This window comes from Halobellus captivus (genome assembly GCF_003697845.1).
Lineage (GTDB): Archaea > Halobacteriota > Halobacteria > Halobacteriales > Haloferacaceae > Halorubrum > Halorubrum glutamatedens.
Genome location: NZ_RDQE01000006.1, coordinates 71,268 through 95,581, shown reverse-complemented (window position 1 = coordinate 95,581; position 24,314 = coordinate 71,268). Strand labels below are relative to the sequence as shown.

At 69.2% G+C, this 24,314-nt stretch carries 21 protein-coding genes; 7 read left to right on the top strand and 14 right to left on the bottom strand.

What is annotated here, in order from left to right; translation table 11 throughout:
- Nucleotides 1–51 precede the first annotated feature (51 nt).
- Nucleotides 52–858, top strand: a complete 807-nt coding sequence (pheA, locus tag EAO78_RS08585; protein ID WP_122105434.1) for a prephenate dehydratase — start codon at nt 52–54, stop codon at nt 856–858.
- A gap of 33 nt (nt 859–891) precedes the next feature.
- Here pheA and cysS read toward each other — a convergent pair whose 3' ends face one another.
- The gene (cysS, locus tag EAO78_RS08580) at nt 892–2,367 is read right to left on the bottom strand and encodes a cysteine--tRNA ligase (RefSeq protein ID WP_122105433.1); all 1,476 of its coding nucleotides are present in this window, start codon (nt 2,365–2,367) and stop codon (nt 892–894) included.
- A gap of 118 nt (nt 2,368–2,485) precedes the next feature.
- Here cysS and EAO78_RS08575 point away from each other — a divergent pair, with 118 nt between their 5' ends.
- Nucleotides 2,486–3,364 carry an alpha/beta fold hydrolase gene (locus tag EAO78_RS08575; RefSeq protein WP_122105432.1) on the top strand — a complete coding sequence of 293 codons (879 nt, stop codon included), beginning with the start codon at nt 2,486–2,488 and terminating at the stop codon, nt 3,362–3,364.
- Between the two features lie 26 nt (nt 3,365–3,390).
- On the opposite strand, the gene ilvA is transcribed toward EAO78_RS08575, so the two are convergent.
- Nucleotides 3,391–4,644 carry a threonine ammonia-lyase gene (gene ilvA, locus EAO78_RS08570; RefSeq protein ID WP_122105431.1) on the bottom strand — a complete coding sequence of 418 codons (1,254 nt, stop codon included), beginning with the start codon at nt 4,642–4,644 and terminating at the stop codon, nt 3,391–3,393.
- Between ilvA and EAO78_RS17685 the strand changes: the two genes are divergently transcribed.
- The gene (locus tag EAO78_RS17685; protein WP_136516494.1) at nt 4,643–4,867 is read left to right on the top strand and encodes a hypothetical protein; all 225 of its coding nucleotides are present in this window, start codon (nt 4,643–4,645) and stop codon (nt 4,865–4,867) included. The two genes, ilvA and EAO78_RS17685, sit on opposite strands and share 2 nt — an antisense overlap.
- Nucleotides 4,868–4,978: 111 nt before the next feature.
- On the opposite strand, the gene EAO78_RS08565 is transcribed toward EAO78_RS17685, so the two are convergent.
- Complete coding sequence (locus EAO78_RS08565; RefSeq protein ID WP_122105430.1) at nt 4,979–5,512, bottom strand: DUF7523 family protein; 534 nt, start codon at nt 5,510–5,512, stop codon at nt 4,979–4,981.
- A gap of 207 nt (nt 5,513–5,719) precedes the next feature.
- Between EAO78_RS08565 and EAO78_RS08560 the strand changes: the two genes are divergently transcribed.
- Nucleotides 5,720–6,589: a CbiX/SirB N-terminal domain-containing protein gene (locus tag EAO78_RS08560; protein WP_122105429.1), complete on the top strand. Its 870-nt coding sequence runs from the start codon at nt 5,720–5,722 to the stop codon at nt 6,587–6,589.
- 2 nt (nt 6,590–6,591) lie between these two features.
- Complete coding sequence (locus EAO78_RS08555) at nt 6,592–7,800, top strand: DR2241 family protein (RefSeq protein WP_122105428.1); 1,209 nt, start codon at nt 6,592–6,594, stop codon at nt 7,798–7,800.
- Between the two features lie 49 nt (nt 7,801–7,849).
- On the opposite strand, the gene polC is transcribed toward EAO78_RS08555, so the two are convergent.
- From polC to EAO78_RS08500, 11 genes are all read right to left on the bottom strand, one after another.
- Nucleotides 7,850–12,970 carry a DNA polymerase II large subunit gene (gene polC / locus EAO78_RS08550; RefSeq protein WP_122105427.1) on the bottom strand — a complete coding sequence of 1,707 codons (5,121 nt, stop codon included), beginning with the start codon at nt 12,968–12,970 and terminating at the stop codon, nt 7,850–7,852.
- Nucleotides 12,971–12,983: 13 nt separating this feature from the next.
- On the bottom strand, nt 12,984–13,403 hold the full coding sequence (locus EAO78_RS08545) for a PPC domain-containing DNA-binding protein (protein WP_122105426.1): 420 nt from the start codon (nt 13,401–13,403) through the stop codon (nt 12,984–12,986).
- Nucleotides 13,404–13,601: 198 nt separating this feature from the next.
- On the bottom strand, nt 13,602–13,976 hold the full coding sequence (locus EAO78_RS08540; protein WP_122105425.1) for a NifU family protein: 375 nt from the start codon (nt 13,974–13,976) through the stop codon (nt 13,602–13,604).
- A gap of 54 nt (nt 13,977–14,030) precedes the next feature.
- Nucleotides 14,031–14,357 carry a DUF5783 family protein gene (locus EAO78_RS08535; protein WP_122105561.1) on the bottom strand — a complete coding sequence of 109 codons (327 nt, stop codon included), beginning with the start codon at nt 14,355–14,357 and terminating at the stop codon, nt 14,031–14,033.
- Nucleotides 14,358–14,601: 244 nt separating this feature from the next.
- Nucleotides 14,602–16,029: a dihydrolipoyl dehydrogenase gene (gene lpdA, locus EAO78_RS08530; RefSeq protein ID WP_122105424.1), complete on the bottom strand. Its 1,428-nt coding sequence runs from the start codon at nt 16,027–16,029 to the stop codon at nt 14,602–14,604.
- The gene (locus EAO78_RS08525; RefSeq protein ID WP_122105423.1) at nt 16,029–17,771 is read right to left on the bottom strand and encodes a 2-oxo acid dehydrogenase subunit E2; all 1,743 of its coding nucleotides are present in this window, start codon (nt 17,769–17,771) and stop codon (nt 16,029–16,031) included. The genes lpdA and EAO78_RS08525 overlap by 1 nt, the downstream gene beginning before the upstream one ends.
- On the bottom strand, nt 17,768–18,760 hold the full coding sequence (locus tag EAO78_RS08520; RefSeq protein ID WP_122105422.1) for an alpha-ketoacid dehydrogenase subunit beta: 993 nt from the start codon (nt 18,758–18,760) through the stop codon (nt 17,768–17,770). The genes EAO78_RS08525 and EAO78_RS08520 overlap by 4 nt, the downstream gene beginning before the upstream one ends.
- On the bottom strand, nt 18,761–19,870 hold the full coding sequence (gene pdhA, locus EAO78_RS08515) for a pyruvate dehydrogenase (acetyl-transferring) E1 component subunit alpha (protein ID WP_238987651.1): 1,110 nt from the start codon (nt 19,868–19,870) through the stop codon (nt 18,761–18,763). It lies immediately after the preceding gene.
- A 271-nt stretch (nt 19,871–20,141) separates the two neighbouring features.
- The gene (locus EAO78_RS08510) at nt 20,142–20,546 is read right to left on the bottom strand and encodes a CopG family transcriptional regulator (protein WP_066412396.1); all 405 of its coding nucleotides are present in this window, start codon (nt 20,544–20,546) and stop codon (nt 20,142–20,144) included.
- 151 nt (nt 20,547–20,697) lie between these two features.
- Complete coding sequence (locus tag EAO78_RS08505) at nt 20,698–21,396, bottom strand: RPA family protein (protein WP_122105421.1); 699 nt, start codon at nt 21,394–21,396, stop codon at nt 20,698–20,700.
- A 1-nt stretch (nt 21,397) separates the two neighbouring features.
- A complete protein-coding gene (locus EAO78_RS08500) occupies nt 21,398–22,324 on the bottom strand; it encodes a replication factor A (protein WP_122105420.1) in 927 nt (308 codons plus the stop codon).
- 338 nt (nt 22,325–22,662) lie between these two features.
- On the opposite strand from EAO78_RS08500, the gene EAO78_RS08495 reads away from it, so the two are divergent.
- Together EAO78_RS08495 and EAO78_RS08490 are read left to right on the top strand one after the other, a co-directional pair.
- Nucleotides 22,663–22,965, top strand: a complete 303-nt coding sequence (locus EAO78_RS08495; RefSeq protein ID WP_122105419.1) for a DUF7091 family protein — start codon at nt 22,663–22,665, stop codon at nt 22,963–22,965.
- Nucleotides 22,966–23,047: 82 nt separating this feature from the next.
- On the top strand, nt 23,048–24,304 hold the full coding sequence (locus tag EAO78_RS08490; protein ID WP_122105418.1) for a TgpA N-terminal domain-containing protein: 1,257 nt from the start codon (nt 23,048–23,050) through the stop codon (nt 24,302–24,304).
- Nucleotides 24,305–24,314 lie beyond the last annotated feature (10 nt).

Sequence of the window (24,314 nt, the reverse complement as noted above, 5' to 3'; positions counted from 1 at the left end):
CCGATCGTCGTCCCACCACGCTTTTCGCGCCCGGGCGTCTACTCCGACGCGATGAACGCCGTCACGCTCGGTCCCGCCGGCACGTACTCACACCGTGCGGCGCGGGCCGTCGCCGCCGAGGTGTCGTTCCGCGAGTCGGTCACCGCCATCGTCGACGCCGTCGCGAGCGGCGAGTTCGAACGCGGGGTCGTCCCCATCGAGAACAGCATCGAGGGCTCGGTCTCCGAGAGCCTCGACGCGCTCGCTGACCACGAGGTCGCGGTCACTCGCGAGGTCGTCACCCCGATCCGGCACGCGCTGCTCGCGCAGTCGTCGGAGTTCGAACTGGTCGCCAGCCACTCGCAGGCGCTCGCGCAGTGTCGCAACTGGCTCGAGGCGAACCATCCGTCGGCCGGATTGGAGGCGGTCGCCTCGACCGCCCGCGGGGTCGAGCGCGCCCGGGAGGACGCCCGTATCGCCGGGATCGGCCACCCGGACAACGCCGGCGACGACCTCGAGATACTCGCCGCGGACATCCAGGACCGGACCTCGAACGCGACCCGGTTCCTCGTCGTCGGTCCCACGAGCGCCCGCACGGACGCCGGCGGGAAGACGACCCTCATCGTCTATCCGAACGCCAACTACCCCGGACTCCTCCTGGAACTCCTGGAGGCGTTCGCCGACCGCAACCTCAACCTCTCGCGGATCGAGTCGCGCCCGAGCGGCGAGCGCCTCGGCGACTACCTCTTCCACTTCGACGTCGAGGCCGGCCTCTACGAGGACCACATGGCGAAGGCGGTCGAGGACGTCGAGGCCATCGCCGACAACGGCTGGGTGCGGGTGCTCGGGTCGTACGACACCCAGCACGTGCTGGAGTAGCGCGTCCCGACGGCCTCCCGTTTCGTCCCCCGCCTACTCGAACCGGTAACTCGTCCCGTCCGGCCCATCCTCGATATCGACGCCGACCTCGCCGAGCGCGTCCCGCAGTTCGTCCGCGCGCTCGTAGTTGCCGGCCTCGCGTTCGGCCTCGCGGACGTCCAGGACGAGTTCCACCACGTCGCCGGCGAGATCGACGTCGCCGTCGGTCGTCGACTCGAACTGGAGGCCCAACACGTCGCCGCCGAGTTCCTCGAACGCCTCGACGGCCTCCCGGAGTCCGCGGTAGTCGTACGGCGGCTCCGCGTCGACGTGGCGGTTCACGGCCTCGGTGAGCTCCAGGAGGGCCGCGGTCGCCTCCCGAAGGTTGAGGTCGTCGTTCATCGCCGTCTCGAACTCCTCACGGGTCGACGCGACCGCCTGGCGCAGGTCCTCGTCGACCGTCTTCGTGCGGGCGTCGACCGAGTCGAGCGCGTCGACCGCGCGTTCGTGAGCGCGCGCGAGCCGGTCCCAGCGTTCCTCGGCCTCCGCGATCGTCTCCTCGGTGAGCGCCTGCTCGGAGCGGTAGGCCGCCCCGGCGTAGAACGTCCGGACGACGTTGACGCCGAGCTCGTCGAGGGCGTCGGGGACGGTCCAGAAGTTGCCGATCGAGGAGGACATCTTCTCGCCCTCCATCGCCAGCAGGCCGACGTGGAGCCAGTGACGGGCGAACTCCTCGCCGGTCGCGGCCGTCGACTGTGCGATCTCGTTCTCGTGATGCGGGAAGACGAGGTCTCGCCCGCCCATGTGAACGTCGAGCGTGTCGCCGAGATGCGTCGTCGACATCGCCGAACACTCCACGTGCCAGCCGGGCCGCCCCTCGCCCCACGGCGACTTCCACGTCTCGCCCTCGGGAACCGCGTCGCCGTGGTCGTGTTTGGCGTGCTCGCGGGCGGCCGCCTCGCTCACGCCGTCCGCCTTCCAGAGCGCGAAGTCCGCGGGGTTGCGCTTCTCGCTCCGCTCGTCCGGCTCGCCCTGCGCCTCCAGCTCCGAGGGGTCCTGGTTCGAGAGCGCGCCGTAGTCGTCGAAGGTCGTGACGTCGAAGTAGACGGAGCCGTTCGACTCGTAGGCGTAGCCCTTCTCGACCAGCGTCTCGACGAGGTCGACGATCTCCGGGACGTGCTCGGTGACGCGGGGATACACCTCCGCGCGGAGCAGGTTCAGCCCGCGCATCGACTCGAAGGTGCTCGCCGTGAACGTCTCGGCCACGTCGCGCTCCTCGTCCCATCCGTCGCGTTCGCCGACGCGGGCCGTGATCTTCTCGTTGACGTCGGTGACGTTCTCGACGTGGCGTACGTCGTACCCGAGGTGCACCAGCCACCGGTGGAGCACGTCGGCGTGGAACCACAGCCGGGCGTGTCCGAGGTGGGGGTCGTCCGACACCGTCAGCCCACAGACGTACAGCGTGACGTCGCCGTCGGCCGTGAACTCGACGCGCTCGTCCGACAGGGTGTCGGTAACGACGAGACTCATTACGCGCCGATACCCGCGGGGAGGCTTTGAAATCGTCGGATCGTCGTCCCGAAGGCTACAATCGGAGCCTGACCCATCCGACGCGTTATGCCTCCGGGATCGAAACCCGAGGACACCGATGGACCAGCACACGACCCCCCGCCCCGGCGTCGACGGGGGCGTGGCCCTCCGCGCCGACGCGGTCGACCTCGCCGACGGGCGAACCCTCGCGTACACCGACTGCGGTCCGCCCGACGGCTTCCCGGTCGTCCTCCACCACGGAACCCCCGGATCCCGGCTGTTCGCGGCGCTGTTCGCCGACGATGCCGCCGAGGAGGGCGTCCGGCTCATCACCCCGGACCGGCCGGGATACGGGCGCTCGTCGCCGCCGCCGGACGGCTGGAGCCGGCGCGATTGGCGCGAGGACCTGACGACCCTGCTCCGCGCGGAGTCGATCGACCGGGCCGGGCTGTGCGGGTTCTCGGGCGGCGGCCCGTTCGCGATGGCGGCCGCCGAGAGCGACCGGGCGACCCGGCTGGCGCTCCTGAGCGCCGTCGTCCCGCCCGCCGCCGACGGGCTCGCCCGGCTCGCGCGGGTCCCCTACGCGCTCCGTCTCCTCTTCCCCCTCTTCCGCGCGTTCGCGTCGGTTTCGGGGCCGGACGCGGTCGTGAGCCAGTACACCGACCGGTCGGTGTCGCCGGCGGTCACGCGGGCGGTGGCCGCGGACTTCCACGAGGCGCTCGGCGGGGCGGACGGTGGCGGAGCGCGCGGCGCCATCGGCGGCGCGACCGCGGTCGAACGCGAGAGCCGGTCGTTCGCGACCGAGCCGGTCGATCCGGGCCGTCCCGACCTCCCGATTCGTGCGTGGCACGGCACCCGCGACGACAACGCCCCGGCGGGACCCGTCCGGGAGTTCGTGGACGACCGCGGGGGAACGCTGACGACCGTCGACGCCGACCATCTCGGGACGCTGCTCGATCGCGGTTCCGACGTGCTCCGGTGGCTCGCGCCCGAGTAGGCGGGTCCGGATACGGACTCACGGGCTCACCGATCGGACCCGACGTCGGTCCGCGAGGCCACCGCGTACCCCGCCTCGCGGACCGCCTCGACGACGCGCTCCATGTGGGCGGGGCCGTTCGTCTCCACCTCGAAGACGAGGTCGGCGTCGCCGACCGGGAGGTCCGGGCGACTCCGCTCGTGGCGGACGGTGCGGATGTTCGCGCGTTCCCCGCCGATCAGCGTCGCGATCTCGCCCATCTTGCCCGGCGTGTCGTCGATGCGGACGGTGAGCTCGACGAGCTGATGGCGCTCGACCAGCGCGTGGGTCAACACCTCCTGAAGCGACGTGATGTCGATGTTCCCGCCACAGAGCAGCGGCACGACCGTCTCGCCGGCCAGCTCGAGCTCGTCGACGATCCGGTCGTCGAGGAGGGCGGCCGCGGCGGTCGCGCCCGCGCCCTCGACCATCTGTTTGGCGCGCTCCAAGAGGAGGAGGATCGCGGCGGCCACGTCGTCGTCGCTGACCACGACCACGCCGTCGAGGTGTTCCTCGAGGAGGCCGAAGGTGAGGTCGCTCATCCCGCCGGTGGCGATCCCGTCCGCGATCGTGTCCGGCTCCTCGCGCGTGACCAACTCGCCGGCCGCGAGGCTCTCCGAGAGCGTCGAGGCGCCCTCGGTCTGGACGCCGATCACCCGTACGTCGGGCGCGCGGGCCTTCACCGCGGTCGCGACCCCGCCCGCGAGCCCGCCGCCACCGACGGGGACGAGCACGGTGTCGACGTCGGGGGCCTGTTCGAGCACCTCCAGCCCGATCGTGCCCTGCCCGGCGACGACGTCGGGATCGTCGAAGGCGTGGACGAACCGTGTCGCCGGGTCGTCCACGAGCGTCCGCGCGTGGTCCATCGCCTCGGCGAAGACGGCTCCCTCGAGGACCACGTCCGCGCCGTACGACCGGGTGGCCTCGATCTTCGCGCCCGGGGCCGACTCCGGCATCACGATCGTGGAGTCGAGGCCCGCCGCGGTCGCCGCGAGGGCGACCCCCTGGGCGTGGTTTCCCGCGCTCGCGGCGACGACCCGGTCGACCGACGGCTCCGACTCGACGAGCCGCGAGATCGCGTTGTACGCGCCGCGGGGCTTGAACGAGCCGGTACGCTGGAGGTGTTCCATCTTCAGCCGCACCTCCGCGCCGCACCGCTCGGAGAGCGACCGGCTCCGCTGGACCGGGGTTCGTTGGACGATGTCGGCGTCGGCGAACCGCGCCGCCGCGGCCTCGACGTCGTCGACCGTGACTCGGGACATGACGAGCGAATCTACGCCACGGAACGAAAAGGACCCGGTTGCGGAATCGGGTTCCCTCGTGGTGGCGCGTGCCTCCGAGCGGCCGGCAGGCCGCGAGGAGCCCGCACGAGGTCGCCGCGAACGGAGTGAGCGGCTGCTCGGAAATCTCCGATTTCCGGTGGAGGGCGAGGCGACCTGCCAGCGGTCCCGGCGGGTCGCCGAGACCGAGGCTGGGGAGGCGTGAGGTGCGGGGCGGTTCGAGGCCGTGGGATTCGGGACGGGACTGGAAGGGGCAGTCGCGAGCGAATCGAGCTCTCGAGACCGGGGCTTTGGAGGTGTTCTCGACAGCCACGGCTCATTCGCCGTCGGCGCTCGGAACCGCCTCCAGCGCGCCCTCGACGACCCGAAGCGCCGTCGCGCCGTCGCGCCGGTCCACGACGACGGCGAGCGAGTCGCCGGCGACGCCCGCGGCCGCGACCGCGACGTCCGCCGCGTCGAGTCGGGAGAGCGCGGCCGAAAGCGCCGCGGCGTCGACCTCGCCGGTCGCGAGCAGCGCCGTGTGTGAACCACTCGGAACGACCGCCGCGCCGGCGACCCGAAGGAGCGGGTCGTCGTCGGGATCGCTGCCCGTCGTCGACTCGTCATCGCTCACCACCCCCACGCCGCTCCGCATCGTGACGCTCGCGGCCCGGTCGTCGGTCGCGTAGGCGGGGAGGTCCCCGCGGAACCGGCGGAGCGCGGTCGCGATCGCGTCCGCGTCGCCGTCGAGGTCGCCCTCGACGGCGAGCCACGCGGCGGCCGCGCTGTAGTTCAGGACCCCGGCACGGAGCGCGTCGAGGAGGAAGGGCCGCTCCCGGACCGCCTCGCGGGTGTCGGCTGCCAGCGACATGCCCGCTCCTGTGTGTGCGGCCGGCATGGCGGTTTCGGTTGATTCGGCGGTCGTGATGCTCGGCGGTCGGAGTTGCGTTGACGGTTGCGGTTGCATTCGCGGCTTCGCGGGATTCGATCGCTCGCCTGGCCTCGTCGACGCCTCGACGCGTTCCCGCGCGGCCGCAGCCTCCGAAGTCCCTAAGAACGGCGCGCCCCCAGATCGGGTATGCAGTCGCTCGTCATCGTCGCGCACGGCTCCCACCTCAATCCGGAATCGAGCGCGCCGACGTACGCACACGCCGACACGATCCGCGCGTCCGGCGCGTTCGACGAGGTGAAGACCGGCTTCTGGAAGGAGGAACCGCACTTCCGCGAGGTGCTCCGCACCGTCGAGGGCGACGAGATATACGTCGTCCCGCTCTTCATCTCGGAGGGCTACTTCACCGAACAGGTGATCCCCCGCGAGCTCCGGCTCGACGGCTGGGACGTCTCGGAGTGGGACTCCGACGGCCTCTCCGCGGACCAGGCGACGCTCGTCGCCCGGGACGTCGACCGGGAGGTCCACTACTGCGGCCCGGTGGGAACCCACCATGCGATGACGGACGTGATCGTCCGGCGCGCGGAGTCGGTCACCGGCGACCCCGACGTGGGCGAGGGATTCGGACTGGCGGTCGTCGGCCACGGTACCGAGCGCAACGAGAACAGCGCGAAGGCGATCGAGTACCACGCCGACCGGATCCGCGAGCGCGGTCGCTTCGAGGAGGTGAAGGCGCTCTACATGGACGAGGACCCGGAGGTCGACGACCTCCCCGAGCACTTCGAGAGCGACGACGTCGTCCTCGTCCCGCTCTTCATCGCCGACGGCTACCACACCCAGGAGGACATCCCCGAGGACGTCGGGCTCTGTGAGGACCACACCGAGGGGTACGACGTGCCGGAGACGGTCGCGGGCACCCGGATCTGGTACGCGGGCGCGGTCGGCACCGAGCCGCTCATGGCCGACGTGATCCTGGAGCGCGCGGCGGACGCCGGCGCGGACCTCGGCGACGCGCTCGCGACCGTGCGTGAAACGACCCGTGTCGCCGCGGGGGACTGACCGTGGCGGACCCGACTCCCGACCCCGCCACCGCGACGCCTGACGGGGGGACGACCACGACCGACGAGCCCGCAGTCCCCGAGACCGACCTCCCGAGCGACGCGTTCGACGCGGTTCTCGACGCGATCGGCGACCTCGCTCCCGACGAGCGGATCCGGTTCGAGGGGTTCGCGGTCGGGCGTGACCCCGACGCCGAGGGCGCCTACGTCCTCGAACCCGCCGGCGACGACCTCCGGACGGGCCTGAGCGAGCGTGACCTCCACGCGGCGCTCGCGGAGCGTGCCCCCCGGGTCACCGACTGGTACGCCTTCGAGCGCGTCGTCGGGGAGTTCGGCCCCCGGCGGGCGTTCCTCCGGTGGATCGAGGACGCCGACGGCGCGACGGTGGCGACCCGGTACGCCGCGCTCTCCGAGGGCATCGAGCGCGCCTGGGGCCAGTTGCGGATCACCGCGACCGTCACCGACCGCGGCGAGCGCCGGTACGAGGTGCGCCACGTCGACGACGCGGGCGTCCCGGTCGACGACCTCGAGACGCACGACGACCCGCTCGACGCGCGCGAGATCGTCAAACTCGACGGAAAGGGGCGGTACCGGCCGCTGAAGACCGCGCCGTCCCTGCGGCGCGGTTGGGCGTTTCCCGAGTTGGGGCCGCGGGACGCCTACGAGCTCGTCGAGACGGTCTACCCGGCGACGGTCGCGAACTGGCACCGCGAGCGCGAGGGGGACCTCGACGTGAACCACTGGCGCGAGACGATGGAGCGACAGTCGGGGATATACGGCGTGATCGAGACGTGGGACCGCGGCGAGGGCCACGAGCACGTGAACTGGGTGGCGGAGGCGTGCTGTGACGACTCGCAGTGTCTGAAACGCCGGGAGTGGGAGTACGACGAGGAGACCGACCTCGACGTCGACGGCGGCGACGGCGTCTTCCCCTGCCGGGAGCCCTGTTCCGTCGTCGTCAGCGCCGCGCGCAAGTGGACCCGTCTGGAGAGCGAGCAACCTCGAACGTACGAGTTCGAGCTGACGCCGAGCGAGAAGGAACAGCTCGAGGCGGTCGTCGACGCGGTCGCCGACGGCCGGATCGACGAGATCCGCGAGGCGGACACGAAGGAGGGCGCGAACCGCTACCGTGCCCGGTTCCTCCGCGCGAAGCTGTTCGACGAGGAGGGGAACCTCGGCGGCGTGCCGACCGACCCGGACGACGGCGAGTAGTGGCGGGTTCCGGAGATCGACGAACGCCCACGAAGTCGCCGCGGCGACCTCACATGAAGTCCGCGATGCCCGACTGTTTGTTGGTGTCGTCCTCGAATATCGACTCCAGCGCGTCCTCGAGCACGTACAGCCGCTGTTTGGTGTAGGGACGGCAGCCGAACCGCTCCGCGACCTCGATGGCGGTGTCGACGTACTTGCTCACGGAGCCCTCGTGGACGGTGAGGTTCACCCGACCGCCGCACTCCCGACAGTCGCCGGAGAGGGGCATCCGCCGGTACTTCTCGCCGCAGTCGAGACACCGCGTCTCCTGGCGCGAGAAGGCCCGGAGGTTCCCGATGATGTCGGGCAGGAAGTGGTACTCGATGACGCGCTCCGCGACGTCCGTCTCGTCGACCGCGCGGAGCTTCCGGGCGAGCTCCAACTGGGCGTCCATCTTCTCCATCATGTCGCCGAGCGTCTTGTACGCCGAGAGGTCCGGCCCCATCGCGATGTCCGTCGTGTCGTGGGTGTGGTCGAACCCGCGGTACTCGTCGTCGGTGCCGAGCGTGTCCTCGCCGAGCTGGATCCGCTCTTCGACCGCCTCGGGATCGGCCATCTCGCGGGTCGCCTCGTAGAACTCCAGCGGATACCGCCGCACGATGTCCATGTTGTGCGCCTCGTCGTCGATCTCCGACGGGTCGATCCGCGAGGACATCACGAGCGGCGCGTCCATCTTTCCACCTCTCTGATCGGGTAAGAAGGTTTTTGAGAAGTTGAGCAGCCCGTCCATGAGGAGCATGACGCAATCCTCGTCACCGTCACACTGATCGACCGACAGGTCGTTCGCGACGAGCGAGTGAGTGTCCTCGACGGTGAGACAGTAGACGTACTCGGTGTCGCTCTCGACGACCTCGATCGTGTCGACGTCGTCGACGAGGTACTCACCGGAGCCACCGTCCGCCATCCGCGGCGCGTTCGGCGAGATCGACGCGACGTTCTCCGCGAGCCGATCTGCCTTGCGAGAGAGGTGAAAGCCCGCCGTCTCGGCGAATCGGACGGCATCCCGCGAGGAGACGGCGAGAACGTACGTCTGTGCGTTCAGCCGCATGTCGCTCTCGTCGTAGAACTCGGGGAACTTGTCGTGGAGCCGGACCCGTTTCGGTCGATCGACCGTCGCGTGGATACCGAGCCGTCTGAGTAGTCCGAGCAGATCCTCCCGGAGTTCCTCGCTCACCGTCGTCGCCGTGATCCGGAGTGACCCCTCGTCCACACCGCCGTCACCGCTGAAGTAGCCGCTCAGATACGCACCGACGATCGTCTCCGACGCGTCGAAGACCGGAGCCGGCACACGTTTCGTGTGTGCGTACACGCCTGCGTCGAGTACCGAGTCGAAGAACGCGCGCAACAGCCGTCCGGAGACGGTCACTTTCGCGTGATTCTCTTCGTACGGGTCCACGCCGAACTCCTCGCGAAGGACGTCGAGGAAGAACTCTCTCGCCTCCGTCTCGGTACCGCAGATCGTCGTCTGGTGGATCGTCCCCTTCGGCGTCTCCTGTTTGCGGGCGAACCCTTCCGCCGCATAGTAGCCGAGAAGTGTCGCCACCCGATCATTAAGTTCTACGAACCGATCGATCTCGGTGCGGTCTCGTTTCATCCCGAGCGTCACGTCGTCCGGGACGAACTCGAGGAGTTCGTCGGTCGAGGAGAAACACCGCTTGAGGTACGACACGGGGAAACTCCCCCGGTACAGGTAGTTACTCAGCGTCTTCTTGTTCGTGTCGAACACCTCGGTCGTACTCTGAAGCGGATAGAAGCGCCCATCCCAGTCCTCGGCGAACGCGTCCTTGAAGAGTTCGTACATCTGGTCCTTGTCCAGTCCCTTGATCATGAGGCGATCGGTCGGAACAGCCTCGCTGTCGATGAACTCGTCGAGCAGGTCGAAGTGTCGGTGCGTTCGATCGCTTACGTCACCGTGGGCTGGCTCGGAGTCGACCGACTCAGGGACGACCAGGCTGTCGGACGTTTCGATATCTCTTGCCTCCTTTCCGACGATCCGGTCCGACTCCACGTCGTACACGTGAACGCTGTGGTCTGGCGTGACGGTTATCGATCGTCCCGATGCTGTTCGGATATCGATCACGTGATCTGATGCCGGGTGTTTGCTGACGGCCTCGACTGGCCGAGACACGCGCTCGCCGTCCGCGGTCAACGACGGAACTCGCAGCTCCCCGTCAACGGCTTCCATCTCACCGACGGCGGTCCCGAAGTCGTCAAATTCGACATCGGACCGATCGAGATACGTTTCGACGAAGTCGTCAATTTCGTCGTATCGCAGGCTCCCTGTCTCATCCTCGTACCAGATCTTCGTCTCCGGGTGGAAGCAGTTCCGCCGCTTCGCGGCGTGAAAGTACGGGTGAGCATAACCCACCGCGGCCGACGTGAACCCTATCACCCTCCCGACGGTCGCCGCGCTCGTGTGCGGGGCCATCCCGAAGACGAGCTCGCCGACGAGGTCGTCGCGCTCGTTCACCTCGTAGAAGCGAGGCAGGTCGTAGAACTGCTCGAGGAGGTCGTCGACGAAGTCGGCCGTCCGAAGCATGTGTTCGGCAGCCCCGTCCGAGAGCACCACGTCCTGTACCTTCAACTCGACCAGCTGGTCGTCGTGGCGGAGCGGGTCGCCGTCGACGTCGGTCTCGTACCCCAGCTCCCGGAAGTGGTCCGCGGTGACGTCGAGTTCCTCCGGGCGGACCGACGTGACCGGGAGGTCGGTCATGTCGTACCGGACCGTGCCGTCCTTGAACGAGGTGACGCCGTTCTTCGCGCGGAGGATCCCCTTCTCGATGGCCTCGGGCGTCTTGTTCGTCGAGGTGAGACCCTGGACGCCCTTGAGGATCTCGAAGGCCGACTCGCGCTCGCCGACGACTTCCATCGCCGAGCGGTAGGCGTCGTTGAGGTCGACCTCCTGGTAGGTAGCCGCGGTCACCTCCCACTCACAGCGCGGACACTCGACGCGGCCCGCCTCGTCGGGCTCACAGACAGTTCCGCAGTCGCCGCACTCGTAGTGGGGCTCGGTGTGGGTGCCGCAGTCGGGACACGCCGATCGATAGGTGTGGGTGCCGCAGTCGGGACAGGCCCGGTCTGCGACCTCGAGTTCGTGATGGCCGCGCCGCCCGCGGTCGTCCATCGTTCCCGCGGCCTTCGCCACGTCGCGTTGCGGGCCGCCGGCCTCGTTGATGGGGAAGAGCGTGTGGACCGCCGGCGAGAGGTCGCGACTCTCCGACTTCTCCGGGCGACCCATCCGGTTGCCGATCCGGACCGGCGCGCGCTCGCGGACCTCGAACGGCGCGACCGCGTCCACGGCTCGCACCGCGTTGTCGCCGCCGTCCCACTCGCGGGCGGACGCGGGCAGCTCCTCCCACTCCTTCCGCAGCCCGTCGTCGATCCCCAGCGAACGCGCCAGCGGTCGCCACGTCGGGATCCGGAGCGCGTCGGGCGTGGCGGCGTGCTCGACGAGCAGCGTCTCGAGCGTGCGCGCGACCGAGTCGGTGTGCTCGATCGCCAGAACGCCCTCGACGATCTCGCCGTCGGCGACCGCGTCCGCGAGCGCCTCGAACGCCTCGACGCTCACGTCGTGCCAGAGGTAGGTGTACTCGGGGTGGAGCGGACAGCCGTACGCTTTCGCCCACTCGATCGCCTCGTCGACGCTCGGGTGTTCGAGGTCGACGTTGGGGTCGTCGTCGAGCGCCTGCACGTCCGCGCCGGCGGCCTCGAACTCCTGGACCCACCACTCGTAGACGTACGAGGCCGGCGCGAGGGGGTGGTTGTTCTCGACGAACTCCCCGTAGTTGACGAGGTACTCGCCCAGGTCGAGGATCTCCTCCACGCCGTTGCGGACCGCGAGCGCCTCCTCGGGGTCGTCGATCCGCCGGACCTCGCCGTTCGCGAGCCTCACCGTCGGCCCCTCGATGGAGTCGACGGGGACGACGCCCGCGGCCTTCCCCGGACGCTCGGTCTTGATCTGCGTCCCGGTCGCGAGGAAGTCGTCCACGAGGTGCATCGTCGCCGGATGGACGCCCGCGGTCGCGAACCCGTGGTTCCGTGCGCGACCGTAGCGGAGCCGGAACCCGCCGTCCTCCGAGGGATGCGTGAACACCGGGCGTCCGGCGATCAGGTCCCGCAGGAACTTCTGCGACGGTTTCGGCCGGAGCGGCCCGGCGGGGCCGGCCGCTCCCTCTTCGTCCGCCTCGCCGTCGATCGCCCTCTCCCCGTCGCCGTCACCCGGCTCGCCGTCCGCGTCGCTTCCGTCACCGTCGTCGTCGGCAGCGGCTTCCTCGTCGCCGTCCTCCTCCTTCCCGATCGTCCCGTCGATGAGGTCCTGGAGCCACGGCCAGTCGACCTCGTCGAGGTCGCGGGTGTACCGCTGGATCTTCGGGGCCTTCAGGGCGATACCCTCCGCGGCGACGAGACACATCCCGCCGCGTGCGGAGTTGGTGTCGACCCGTTCGAGGTCGCGGAACCCAGATACCTCCTCGTCGCCGGTCGCCTCCCCGTCGAGCATGATGGGGATGTTCTCGGCGATGAACCTCGACTCCTCGTCCTTCGGCGTGTACTGGAGCCCTGTCTCGCGGTCGTACAGAGCGATCTCCTCGGCGTACCGCTCGACCTCCTCGGTTCGTGCGTGGTACTCGTCGATCCCCAAGAGTGCTCGTGCGTAGTCGGCGACCAGTACCGACAGCGCCTGTGCGGTCCCGCCGGCCGACCGGATCGGCCCCGCGTAGTAGACGTTGATGAACTCGGTGCCGTCGTCGTTCTCCAGCAGTTCGACGCGGTCGATCCCCTCGATCGGCGCGGCGACGACGCCCTCGGTGAGGAGCGCCACGGCGGTCCGGACCGCCCCCTCGATCTTGCCGGCGCGGGAGTCGTAGTCGCCGACGGTTCCCTCGACGAAGTCGGTGACGAGTTCGAGGGCTGCCTCCTCGCGGGACATCTCGCCTTCCAACTCACGGACGCGCTCCGCGACGCCGTCGATCCCGAGGATGTTCTCGACCCGGTCGGCCATGTCGCGGGCGACCGGGATCTCGATCTCCGGCTCGGGGTCCTTCCCCTGTGCCTTCGCGGTCTCCGCGACCTCGAACGCCTCGTCGAGCCGATCCTCGAGCCGCGCGAAGTAGCGCTCGTCGGCCGGTCTCATCGCTGCCGCCGGGTCAGAGCCATAGGTCGAGGTCGGTGACCGGGTCGTGTGTGCGTTCGAGCGGCTCCGCGAACGCCCGAAGGTGACACTCGCCGGCCCAGACGGTCGCCGAGTCGAGGTGGCCCGCGAGCGCCTGTCCGCTCGGTCGTGACACCACCGAGTGCGTGTGCGCGAAGACGTCGTCCTCGAGGAGCGAGACGTTGCCGACGCAGGCGGCGACCTCCAGCGGTTCGTCGAACGTCACCGATCGATACTCCGTCTCCTCCTGGTCGTAGAACCAGACCTCCGCGTCCTGGACGGCACCGAGCGCCGAGAACCACCCGGCGTCGACGTCCTCCTCGCGGGCGAGGTCCTCGATCTCCTCGCGCCAGTCGGCCCCCGTCTCGAACCGCGCGACGTACTCCGCCGTCGGCTCGACTTCGCGGTACTGCATAGGAAGCGATGACGGCCCGGGGGGCAAAAACCCTTCAGTCGTCGAACCGACCGGGATCGGTTTTTCATATCGCGATATGACATTTATCAGTGCGTGGCGGACGGCTTCATCGTCGAACGATCGATCCCGGAAAACGCGGTCGCTATCGGCTATCGGGCGGGAAAACGCGAGAGGAAGTGATACCGAGGGACGACGGCGTCAGAAGGGGGCCTGCGGCCCTTCGTCGTCGTCGCCGTCGGTCGTCTCACCGGGGAAGGAGGGGGACATGCCGCTGCCGCCGGTCCCGCCGAGGTCGCCGTCGGCACCCGCGCCCATTCCGGTGTCGGCGTGGACCGTCTCGATCTCGGGGATCTCCTTGACCATTCGGGACTTGATCGCCTGGATCGTCATCGGCGAGATGCCGCAGCCGGAACATGCGCCGCCGAGTTGGATCTGGACCTCGCCGGTCTCGCGGTCGAGGTGGCTGATCGCGGCGCTGCCGCCGTGCATCTGGATCTGCGGGAAGTTGCGCCGCAGGAAGTTCGTGACCCGCTCGCGAAGGTCGTTGTCCGCGTCGCTCGTATCCGTGCTCATGTCCTCGAGTTGGCGGTCGGTCGGCTTATGCCTTTGGTTCGGGCGGATCTCCGGTCATTCGGGCGCGTCGACGCCGAGCGTTCGGTACAGCTCCGTCTCGATCCGGTCGACGTACTCCTCGAGGGTCGCCTCGAACTTCTCGTCGTCGACGAGAACCCCCTGAAGCCGCTCGCGAGGGTTCTCGGGTAGTTCGACGGAGAACTCCCCGTCCTCGTAGGTCGGCTCCGATTCGTTGAGGACCATCTGGTCGATCCCGTGGATCAGCTCGGAGTCGTAGCGCTCGTTCATCTGGTTGAACGCGTTCTTGTACGCCCGCTGGAGTTCGGGGAAGTAGTGGACGTACTTGTCCTCGAACTTCTCGGGGTCGAACTCGTCGGCCATACCCGAATCGAGGGTCCGCCGGGGAAAAAGCCGGTCGATCCACGGGAGCCGACTCCCGCCGAACGGCGGCGTGATCGACGGACGTGCCGGGGTGTACCGGATCCAGTGCATTCCGGGATTCGACGAATAATAAATCTCATATCGCGATATCAATTCGATTTCACATCGGCGGCGCGTTCGTCACGCGGGGCTCACGGAGTCGGGGGAACGTCTAACCGCGGGAAACGACCTCGCAGGAAACGATCTACCGGTTCAGCGTGTGGATCGCCTGTCCACGGGCGTTCTCGGCGGCCTCCATCACGGCCTCCGAGAGCGTGGGGTGGGTGTGGACCGTCGCGGCGACGTCCTCTAGGGTCGCGCCGAGTTCGATCGCGAGCCCGACCTCCGCGATCAGCTCCGAGGCTTCCGGGCCGACGATCTGTGCGCCCAGCACGAACCCCTCGTCCGCGTCGGCGACGATCCGAACGAAGCCGTCCGTGTGGCCGGTGGTCATGGCGCGCCCGGAGGCCCGGAACGGCATCTCGCCGACCGCGACGTCGAAGCCGGCGTCCTCGGCGTCGGCCTCCGTCATCCCGACCGTCCCGATCTCGGGATCGGTGAAGACGGCGGCGGGGATCGCCTGCTGGTCGAGGGCGGCCGGCTCGCCGGCGATCGTCTCGGCGGCGACGACCCCCTCCTTCGAGGCCGCGTGTGCGAGCATCGGCTCGCCGGAGACGTCGCCGACGGCGTGGACGTGCTCGACCGTGCTCCGGGTTCGGTCGTCGGTCTCGATGAACCCGCGTTCGGTCGTCTCGACGCCCGCGTTCTCGAGGTCGAGCCCGCCGGTGACGGGCTCGCGGCCGACCGCGACGAGGACCCTGTCGGCCGGATAGCCCGACTCCGTTCCGTCCTCCGTCTCCGTGTGAACGAGGTGGCCGCCGTCGCCGGCCTCCGACCAGCCGGACGCGCCCTCGCCGAAGCGGAACTCGATCCCGAGATCCTCCGCGCGGTCACGGACGACGCGTTTCACGTCGTCCTCGTAGGGGTCGAGAATATCGTCGAGCATCTCGACGACCGTGACCTCGGCGCCGAGTTTCGCGTAGACGGTGGCCAGCTCCATCCCGATGTAGCCGCCGCCGACGACGACGAGGCGGTCCGGAACGCTCTCGGCCGCGAGCGCGGCCTCGGAGCTCCAGACGTGGTCCTCGGCGAACTCGAACCCGGGGATCTCGATCGGGCGGGACCCGGTGGCGACGATCGCGTGTTCGAACTCGATCGACTCGGAGCCCTGCCCGTCGCCGCCGTGGGCGACGCGGACCGTGTGGTCGTCGACGAAGCGCGCGGTCCCTTCTATCAGGTTCACGCCGTTGGCCTTACACAGCTTCTCGACGCCGCCCGTGAGCCGGTCGACGACGCCCCGTTTCCATTCCATCATGCGCGAGAGATCGACGGCGGGGTCGGCGTGGATCCCCATGGACTCGGCGTTGCCCGCCTCGTGGGCGAGCCCGCTCGCCGCGATGAGCGCCTTCGAGGGAATGCAGCCGCGGTTGAGACACGCCCCGCCGTAGGCGTCCTTCTCGACCAGCGTCGTGTCCAGCCCCTTCTGTGCGGCGCGGATCGCGGCGACGTAGCCCCCCGGCCCCGCGCCGATCACCAGTACCTCCGTTCCAGTCGAGATGTCTCCGACCACCATCACTCGTTCAACAGTAACAGCGGGTCTTCAAGATGGTCCATCACGACGTTCGCGAACCGGGCGGCGACCGCCCCGTCGACGACCCGGTGGTCGATGGACAGCGACAGCGGTAGCGTCGACGCCGGGACGACCTCGTGGCTCGCGTCGTCGCCGAGGAACCTGTCCTCGCCGGATCGTTCCCGCACGACGGGGCGTTTCTCGATGGCCCCCAGTCCCAGGACGGCGGTCTCGGGATAGTTGATGATCGGCGTCGCGTACTCGCCGCCGATCGCGCCGAAGTTGGTGAGCGTGAACGTGCCGCCGCGCAGCTCCGCCGGCGTGAGCGAACGGTCACGCGCCCGTGCCGCGAGATCGCTCACCTCGGCGGCCAGCTCGAAGAGCCCCTTCTCGTCGACGTCCTCGATCACGGGAACCATCAGTCCCGCGTCGGTCGCGACCGCGACGCCGAAGTGGTACTCCCCTTTCAGGACGATCTCCTCCTCCTCCTCGCGGAGCTCGCTGTTGAGGATCGGATACTCCCGCAGCCCCGCGAGGACGGCCTTCATCACGAACGGCAGGTAGGTGAGGGTCACCCCCGCCTCGGCCGCCTTCGGCTTCAGCCGCTCGCGGGCGGCGACGAGGTCGTCGACCTCGGCGGTGTCGTGGTGGGTGACGTGTGGGGCCGTGAACTTCGACCGCTCCATGCGCTCTCCGATCGTCCGGCGGACGCCGCGGTACGGGATCGTCTCCGCGGCCGTTTCGTCGGCATCCCCCGCGGCGTCGTCGACGTTCCTCGCCTCCGAGCCGTCCGTGACGTCGGCGTCGGTCGATACCGTGTCCGCGGTCGACGTCGGCGCGTCGGTCGCCGGATCGGCGGGCGTCGGATCGGTCTCGACGCCGACGTCGGTATCCGGCTCGGAATCGGGACCTGCCCTGATATCGTCGCCCGCTTCCACGTAGGCCCGTACGTGGTCATCGTCGACGAACGCCTCGCCCTCGCGCGTCTCGTCGGTGGGAACCTCGTCGACGTCGACGCCGAGTTCACGGGCGAGCTTCCGCGTCGCCGGCGTCGCGAGCGTCCGATCGCGGTCGGCGGGTTCGGGACCGGACGCCGACGGCCGGCCGTCGGACCCCGCGGTCGAGTCGCGCTTTTTCACGGCCGATCTTCGCTCGTCGGACCCGACGTCGACCGGTCTCGGACCGGACGAGTTCCCGTCGTCGGCGTCGACCGCGTCGCTTCCGGATCCGCTCGTCTCCGCGTGCTCGCGCACGTCGCGCTCGGACACCCGACCGCCAGGACCGCTGCCGGCGACGGCCCCGAGGTCGACGCCGAGTTCGCGCGCGAGCCGGCGGACCGACGGCGGGGCGAACGCGCGTTTCGCCGTCGAGTCAGTCGCCCCGGAGTCGGACCCTTCGGAATCGACCTCGTCGGGGTCGGCCGTCCCGGAGTCGGCCTCTCCGGCATTACCCCCGGCGTCCCCTTCGTCGACCGTCCCCGAGTCGACGGGCTCCCCGTCCCCCGCGTCGACGCGGAAGGAGATGATGGTGTCGCCGACGGGGACGATCTCGCCCTCCTCGACGAACAGCTCCTCGACGACGCCGTCGTAGCTGGAGGGCACCTCGACGAGCGCCTTGTCGGTCTCCACCTCGGCGACGGGCTGGTCCTCCTCGACGCGGTCGCCGGGCTCGACGAGCCACGCGACCAGTTCGCCCTCCGCGACCCCCTCGCCGACGTCCGGGAGGCGGAACTCCTCGATCGTCATGGCTCGTACTCCGCGGCCGCCCTGATCCCCTCCTCGATGCGCGTCGCGCTCGGGAGGTAGTAGTCCTCGAGCGCGTACAGCGGGTACGGCACGTCGAATCCCGTGATACGCTCGATCGGAGCCTCCTGGTAGAGGAGCGCCTCCTCCTGGAGGATCGCCGTGATCTCGCCGGCGAGCCCGCCCGTCCTCGGGGCCTCGTGGACGACCGCCGCGCGGCCGGTGTGCTCGAAGGCGTCGACGATCGCCTCCCGGTCGAGCGGCGAGATCGTCCGGAGGTCGAGCACCTCGCACTCGATCCCCTCCTCGGCGAGCGTCTCGGCCGCCTCGAGGGTGGGTCGAGTCATCGCGCCGTAGGTGAACACGGCGACGTCGTCGCCCTCGCGTCTGGTCGCCGCCTCGCCGATCGGGACGGTATAGGGTTCCTCGGGCACCTCCTCGCGGAACGCCCGGTAGATCAGCTTCGGTTCGAGGAAGATCACCGGGTCCGGATCGCGGATCGACGCCGCGAGCAACCCCTTCGTGTCCCGCGGCGTCGACGGGATCACTACCTTCAACCCCGCCTCGTGGGCGTAGAACGCCTCCTTGGACTCGGAGTGGTGTTCGGGCGCGCGGATCCCCCCGCCGTAGGGTGCACGGAGGGTCATCGGCAGCGAGAACCGTCCCCGCGAGCGCGCCCGGAACCGGGCCATGTGCGAGACGATCTGGTCGTAGCCGGGGTACATGAACCCGGAGAACTGGATCTCCGGAACCGGACGCATCCCCATCGCGGCCATCCCGACCGCGCAGCCGACGATGGCGGACTCCGCGAGCGGCGTGTCGACGACGCGGTCGCCGCCGAACTCGTCGTAGAGCCCCTCGGTCGCCCGGAAGACGCCGCCGTTCCTGCCGACGTCCTGTCCCATCACGACGACGTCCTCGTCCTCGCGGAGCTCGGTGTGAAGCCCGTCCCGGACCGCCTGTACCAGCGTGAGGTTTTGCGTGTCGCTCATTTATTCACCCAGAAACGCCGCGTCGCCGGCTTTCTCGCGGAGCGTCTCGGCCTCCGCGTACTGCGCCTCGAGCTCCGGCGGGAGCTCGGCGTAGGCGTGCTCGAACAGCGCCCGCGGATCCGGTCTGGGAACCGACTCCGCCGCCTCGATGGCGTCGGCGACGCGCGTCTCGACCTCGGCTTCGATCCGGTCGACCCGCTCGTCGTCGAGGACCCCCTCCGACCGGAGATACCGCTCGAGCCGCGGGATCGGGTCCTTGCGCCGCCACCGCTCCACCTCGTCGTCGTCGCGGTAGACGGTCGGGTCGTCGGCGGTGGTGTGTGCGCCGAAGCGGTACTGGACCGCCTCGATCAGCGTCGGTCGGAGCCGGCTCTCCGACGGGTCCCGCGCCTTCTCGACGGCCGCCTTCGTGACCTTATACGTCGCGAGCGGGTCCATGCCGTCGACCTGGACGCCGTCGAAGCCGTACGCCTCGGCCTTCCCTGCCAACGTGGCGCTCCTCGTCTGCCGCTCGCGCGGGACGGAGATCGCCCACTGGTTGTTGTTACAGAAGAACACCGTGGGGGTGTCGAAGACGCCCGCGAAGTTACACCCCTCGTGGAAGTCGCCCTCGCTCGTCGCGCCGTCGCCGAAGTAACAGACGAAGACGTCGTCGTCTCCCCGCAGCTTCGACGCCCACGCGCCGCCGACCGCGTGCGGCACCTGCGAGGCGATCGGCACCGCGATCGGGAAGACGTTGACGTCGTCCGGGGGACGGGCACCGTCCCCGTGGCCCATCCAGTAGAGGAGCGTCTTCTCGGGGGGAAGCCCCCGGACGAACGCGGCGCCGTGCTCGCGGTAGGAGGGAACGATCCAGTCGTTCCCGGCGAGCGCGGCCGCCGACCCGACCTGTGCCCCCTCCTGACCGGACAGCGGCGGGTACGTCCCCATCCGCCCCTGTCTCTGGAGGCTCACCGCCCGGCCGTCGAAGTGCCGAGCGAGCCGCATGTCCCGATAGATCCCGACGAGTTCCTCCTCCCCGAGATCGGGCACGTCGCCGACGACCGTGCCGTCCTCGTCGAGGACGCGGACCGGATCGTCGTACGCCCTGTCGAACACGCCCTCGGTCACGGTCGGATCCACCCCTTCATGCGAGTACAGTCCGAGCCCCGAGTAATATCCTTTTCGTCGATCGTTATAGATCGGCAGAAATCGTCGGAGACTGTGGGGATTCGTCCACGGAACGGCCGCGAGAGAGAAACGATCGTTCCCGTGAGCGCGATAACGCGGTGATCCGTGGTCGGCGGGACGACCCGTCCCGAAATCAGGGGATCGACGGGGACGGTTCGGGAGGGGATAGGTCCGGGCGGCTCGCGGGGAGACCCCGGAGGCGGTCCGCGACCTAGCCGAGACGGAAGGAGGGCTCGTCGGGCTCGCCGTCGAGGTCCTCGAGCTGGATCACGTCCTCGTCCTCGTCCTCGAGCTGCTCGCGGAGGTAGTTGACGTAGCGTTTGTGCTCCTCGAGCTGCTCGCGCAGGTGGTCGGCCTCGAGCTCCAGGCGTTCGTGTTCGCGGACGAAGCTCTTTGGGACCTCGATCTTCGGGGGGAACGACTCGCCGCTGTCGCCCATGCTCTCGAGTTCCGCCTCGGGGATGACGCGGACCTGTCCGTCGTGGGCAACGAGCGTATCCACGTAGTCCCGGAAGACGGCCGAAAGCGAGATGTCCCGCTCCTCGGCGATGTCGCGGAGGGTCTCGAAGGCGTCCTCGTTGACGCGGAACGAGATCGTCTTGTTCTTGTTGCCCATCACCACCCGATCGTTACGCGGACCACTTAAGCGTTTGTCAGACGGTCGCAGGCGCGCTCACGCGTCGTTTCCGGGGATCGAAACGTCGATCGGCGGAATCGGAGCGGGCGCTCGAGTCGGACTCGGGCGATGCTCGGACGGAAACCGAGCGTCAGAGGCCGGCCGCGTCGGGGACCTCCGCGTCGTCGTCGAGCGCCGCGTCGTCGGACCCTGTCGCGTCGCCGGTCGCTCCGTCGCTCACGCCGCCCTCCGTCGCCACGCCGTCGCCGGCGAGCTCGTCGGTCTCGTCGAGGTCCTCGAGCGCCGACAGCGCCGCGGCCTTGTACGTCTCGGGATCGAGGTCGTACTCCTCGCGGGCCATCCGCGCGTACTCGTTCCCCTCGTCGTCGAACGCGGCGACGCGCTCTATCGTCCGCTGAGCGGTCTCCGCGACCCAGCGGTCGCGGACGCTCGCGTCGACCTCCGTGATCGACTCGGGGCGGACCGAGACCCGGACGGTCCCGTCGTCGGTCTCGTACGTCCGGGGCTTGCCCACGACCGCGACGTAGGCGGGCGGTTCCAGGTCTCGGAGCTTCGAGGCGGCCTCTGGCTGGTACTGGCCGGCGTAGACGAAGAACGTCCCCGTCGGGTCGACGATGCGGCCCCGCCAGTACTCGCTGTCCTCGCCGACGTCCTCCTTCTCGGTGAGGGTGCCGACGAAGAAGACGCGGTTGGCGGACTCGCCCGTCGGCAACAGCAGGTAGACGGGCGCGCGCTCGTCATCGGACTCCTTGAACGTGTAGCCGGCGTCGTTGAACTCGCTCGCGAAGACGCGCCGGGCGACCTCTCGGGTGGGGGTTGACTGGCTCATTTCAGATCGACCTCGCTTCGATCAGCGCGCTTTCCACGTCGACCGCGCCGGGTTCCTCCATCTCGTCGACCAGGACGTACCGGCCGAACGTCGGGCCGGTGACGCGGTAGTAGCGGCCGAGGACGTCCTCGGCCATCTCCTCGGCGACGACCGTCGTGTCGAGCGCGTCCATCGCCATGTCCTTCGCCTCCTCGAGGCCCATCCCGGTGAGCTCCTCGGTGGCCTCGCGGTCGAAGATGACCTCGGTGACGGTCTCGCCGTCGTCGAGGACGCCCTTGATGCGGAGGTCGAACTCGCCCTCGACCTGGCCGTGCTCGGAACACCGTCCGTTCTGGAGGACGCGGGTACAGTCCTCCTCGGGACAGCGCTTGATCAGCCCGGAGCCGGACTGGATGTCGACGAGCGCTCCCTCGACGGTCTCGGCGTTGTCGCCGACCTCGATCTCCTCGTCGATCTCGGTGATCCCCGTCGTCCGGTTGAGCTTCACCGAGTAGCTGCCCTCGTACTCGTCGGTGACGACGTTCGAGAGCTCGTAGGCCTTCCCTTCCTCCAGCTCGGGGAGGTCGGACGTCTCGAAGGCGACGAACTTGATCGTCCCGGACTCGTCTCCGACGAGCCCGACCTGCGAGATGGAGTCGCTTCGGGGCTCCCAGAGGTCGACGAGCTTCACGCGGAGGTCGACCCACCGCTCGTCCTCGTCGATGTCGTTCACACGGACCTGCTCGGTGCCGCCGCGGCCGAGCTCGTCGCGCTCCATTCCGGCGTCGTCGAGGTAGCTGTTGGTGACGCTCCGGCGCGCCTCCTCGAGCGGCACGCGATACTCGTTGACCAGGTTCTCCAGCCGCTCTTCGATCTCGTCGGGGCCCACCTCGAGGTGGTCCGAGAACTGTTCCGCTATCGCTTCCGCTTCCTGTCGCAGTTCGCTCATGGGTGTCTCGCCTCCGGTCGTTTTCAATGGGAGGCGTACGACGGTTGGTTCCTCATGATATTAAAACGAACGTGACCGCGGTGAAAGTGTCCGCTCGCTCACCATGGAACCGCCGATATCGGTCGATAGTCGTGCGCTACCGGCTGATCTCGCTCTGTGATCGATCGATGGTTCCTCCGTCGGGAACCGGACCGTCAGACGCGCGTCAGCCATGCGCGGGCGGCGTTTCAAGTGGAACCCTCACACGGGACGTGTTCACGAAGCGGTCGGGCGCACGGGAGGGTCCCGACGCCCACGTCGCCAACGGACCTATACTCCGGGCGGTCGAAAGCGGGGACATGGACGACCGCCTCGAACGAGTGATCCGCCAGCAACTCCGAAAGGCCGGCCGGCAGTTCGAGGAGGCCAAGCGGGCGTACGCGGAGGGCAGAACGGCTCCCGACGAGGAGAACGCCGGTGCGGAACTGTACGACCTGCCGACCGACGAGGGTGGGCGCGCGAGGGTCGTCTGTCGGCGACACGCCGAGCGACGATCGGTGACCGTCGACGCCGAGGGCCGCCCCGACTGTTTCGAGCCGGATCACGCCGACTGTGAGGGCTGTGCGGAGGACGTCCGGGACGGCTACGTCGAGACGTGGTGACTCGCCGTGAGGGATCGTCCGGGACGTTCTCCCGGATCCCGCCCCCGGGAGGTTTTATAGCGCGGACGCGTGCGAATCGGTCATGCAACGGAAGACGGTCGCCGTGGCCCTCCTGCTCGTCGTCGGAGCAGGGCTGGTCCTCTCGGGGATCCTCGGCGGGACCGTTCAAGGGCCGGAGGCCGGCGACGTCCCCGCGGAGTCCCTGATCGAGATAGAGGGGGACTACGAGCTGTGGCCGTACACGAGCCGAAGCCGGTCCGTCTACGGACAGACCCTCGCGATCAACGTCGTGTTCCGGAACGACGCCGAGACGGTCGAGCGCGCACTCACCACTGACCCGGAGGCCGACTGGCGGGAGACCGACGAGCAGGAGGCGACCGACGAGGACGGACGCGCACCGCTGGTCGGGGACGACAACGCGACGGGGCGGACGGACCCGATCGAAAACGAGGATCGATCGGATCCCGTCCGGGACATCGTCGAAGGCAATTGGGAGAACGCCAGCGGATCGAACCGGTACTCGTATTTCAGGGGACCCGACGGCGGCACCTGGAAGGCGGTCACCTTCGAGGTCCACGACGGCACGTATCTGGGTACCCGTGACCACATCCGGGCGTACGAGTCGCCCGACGGCGCGTATACCGCGGTACAGATCCACGAGGAGTACTACGACTGGTTCCGTCTCCGTCACACCGTCCCCGAGATCGACGAGCCGGCGACCCGGCTCGAGGACGAGTTCATCGACGATCCGATCGCCGCGGAGGTCAGCCGGGAGTACCGCGGGATCGACGGCGGCCGGAGCGACGGCTGGCTCTCCGTGATCGAACTCGCCGTTCTCCTCCCGGCGGTCGGGGCGCTCCTCCGGAGACGGACGCGCGAGGCGGCCGTGGAGACGGCGAGTCGGCTGCGACGGGAGGCGGAACGACACGCGGAGGCGGCGGTTCTCGGCGTGGCACTCGCGGGGGCCTTCGTCTCGGTCCGACACCTGGGCGTCGCCCTGGAGACCGCGTATCCCGAACTCGCGCCGAAGGCCATCGCCGCACCGCTGTACCTCGTGATCGCCGTCGGGCTGCCGGCGCTCGTCGTCCACGGGAGCCGACGGTCGGACCCGACCGCCGTGTTCCTCGGGGTCGTGTTGGGGCTCGGTTCGGGGTTCGTCCTCGACTTCGCCGCGCTCGGGGTGGCGGTACCTCCCGGCCTGATCGTCCATCGCATGGCGGTACTGGCCGCCCTCGGGCTGATCGCCGTCGGGCGGGCGGAGGGAGACCGCTCGATCCTCGCCGCCGGCGTGCTCGCGTGGATCGTCGCGCTCGCGCTCCCCCTCGCCGACGTGCTTTAAGAATACCACA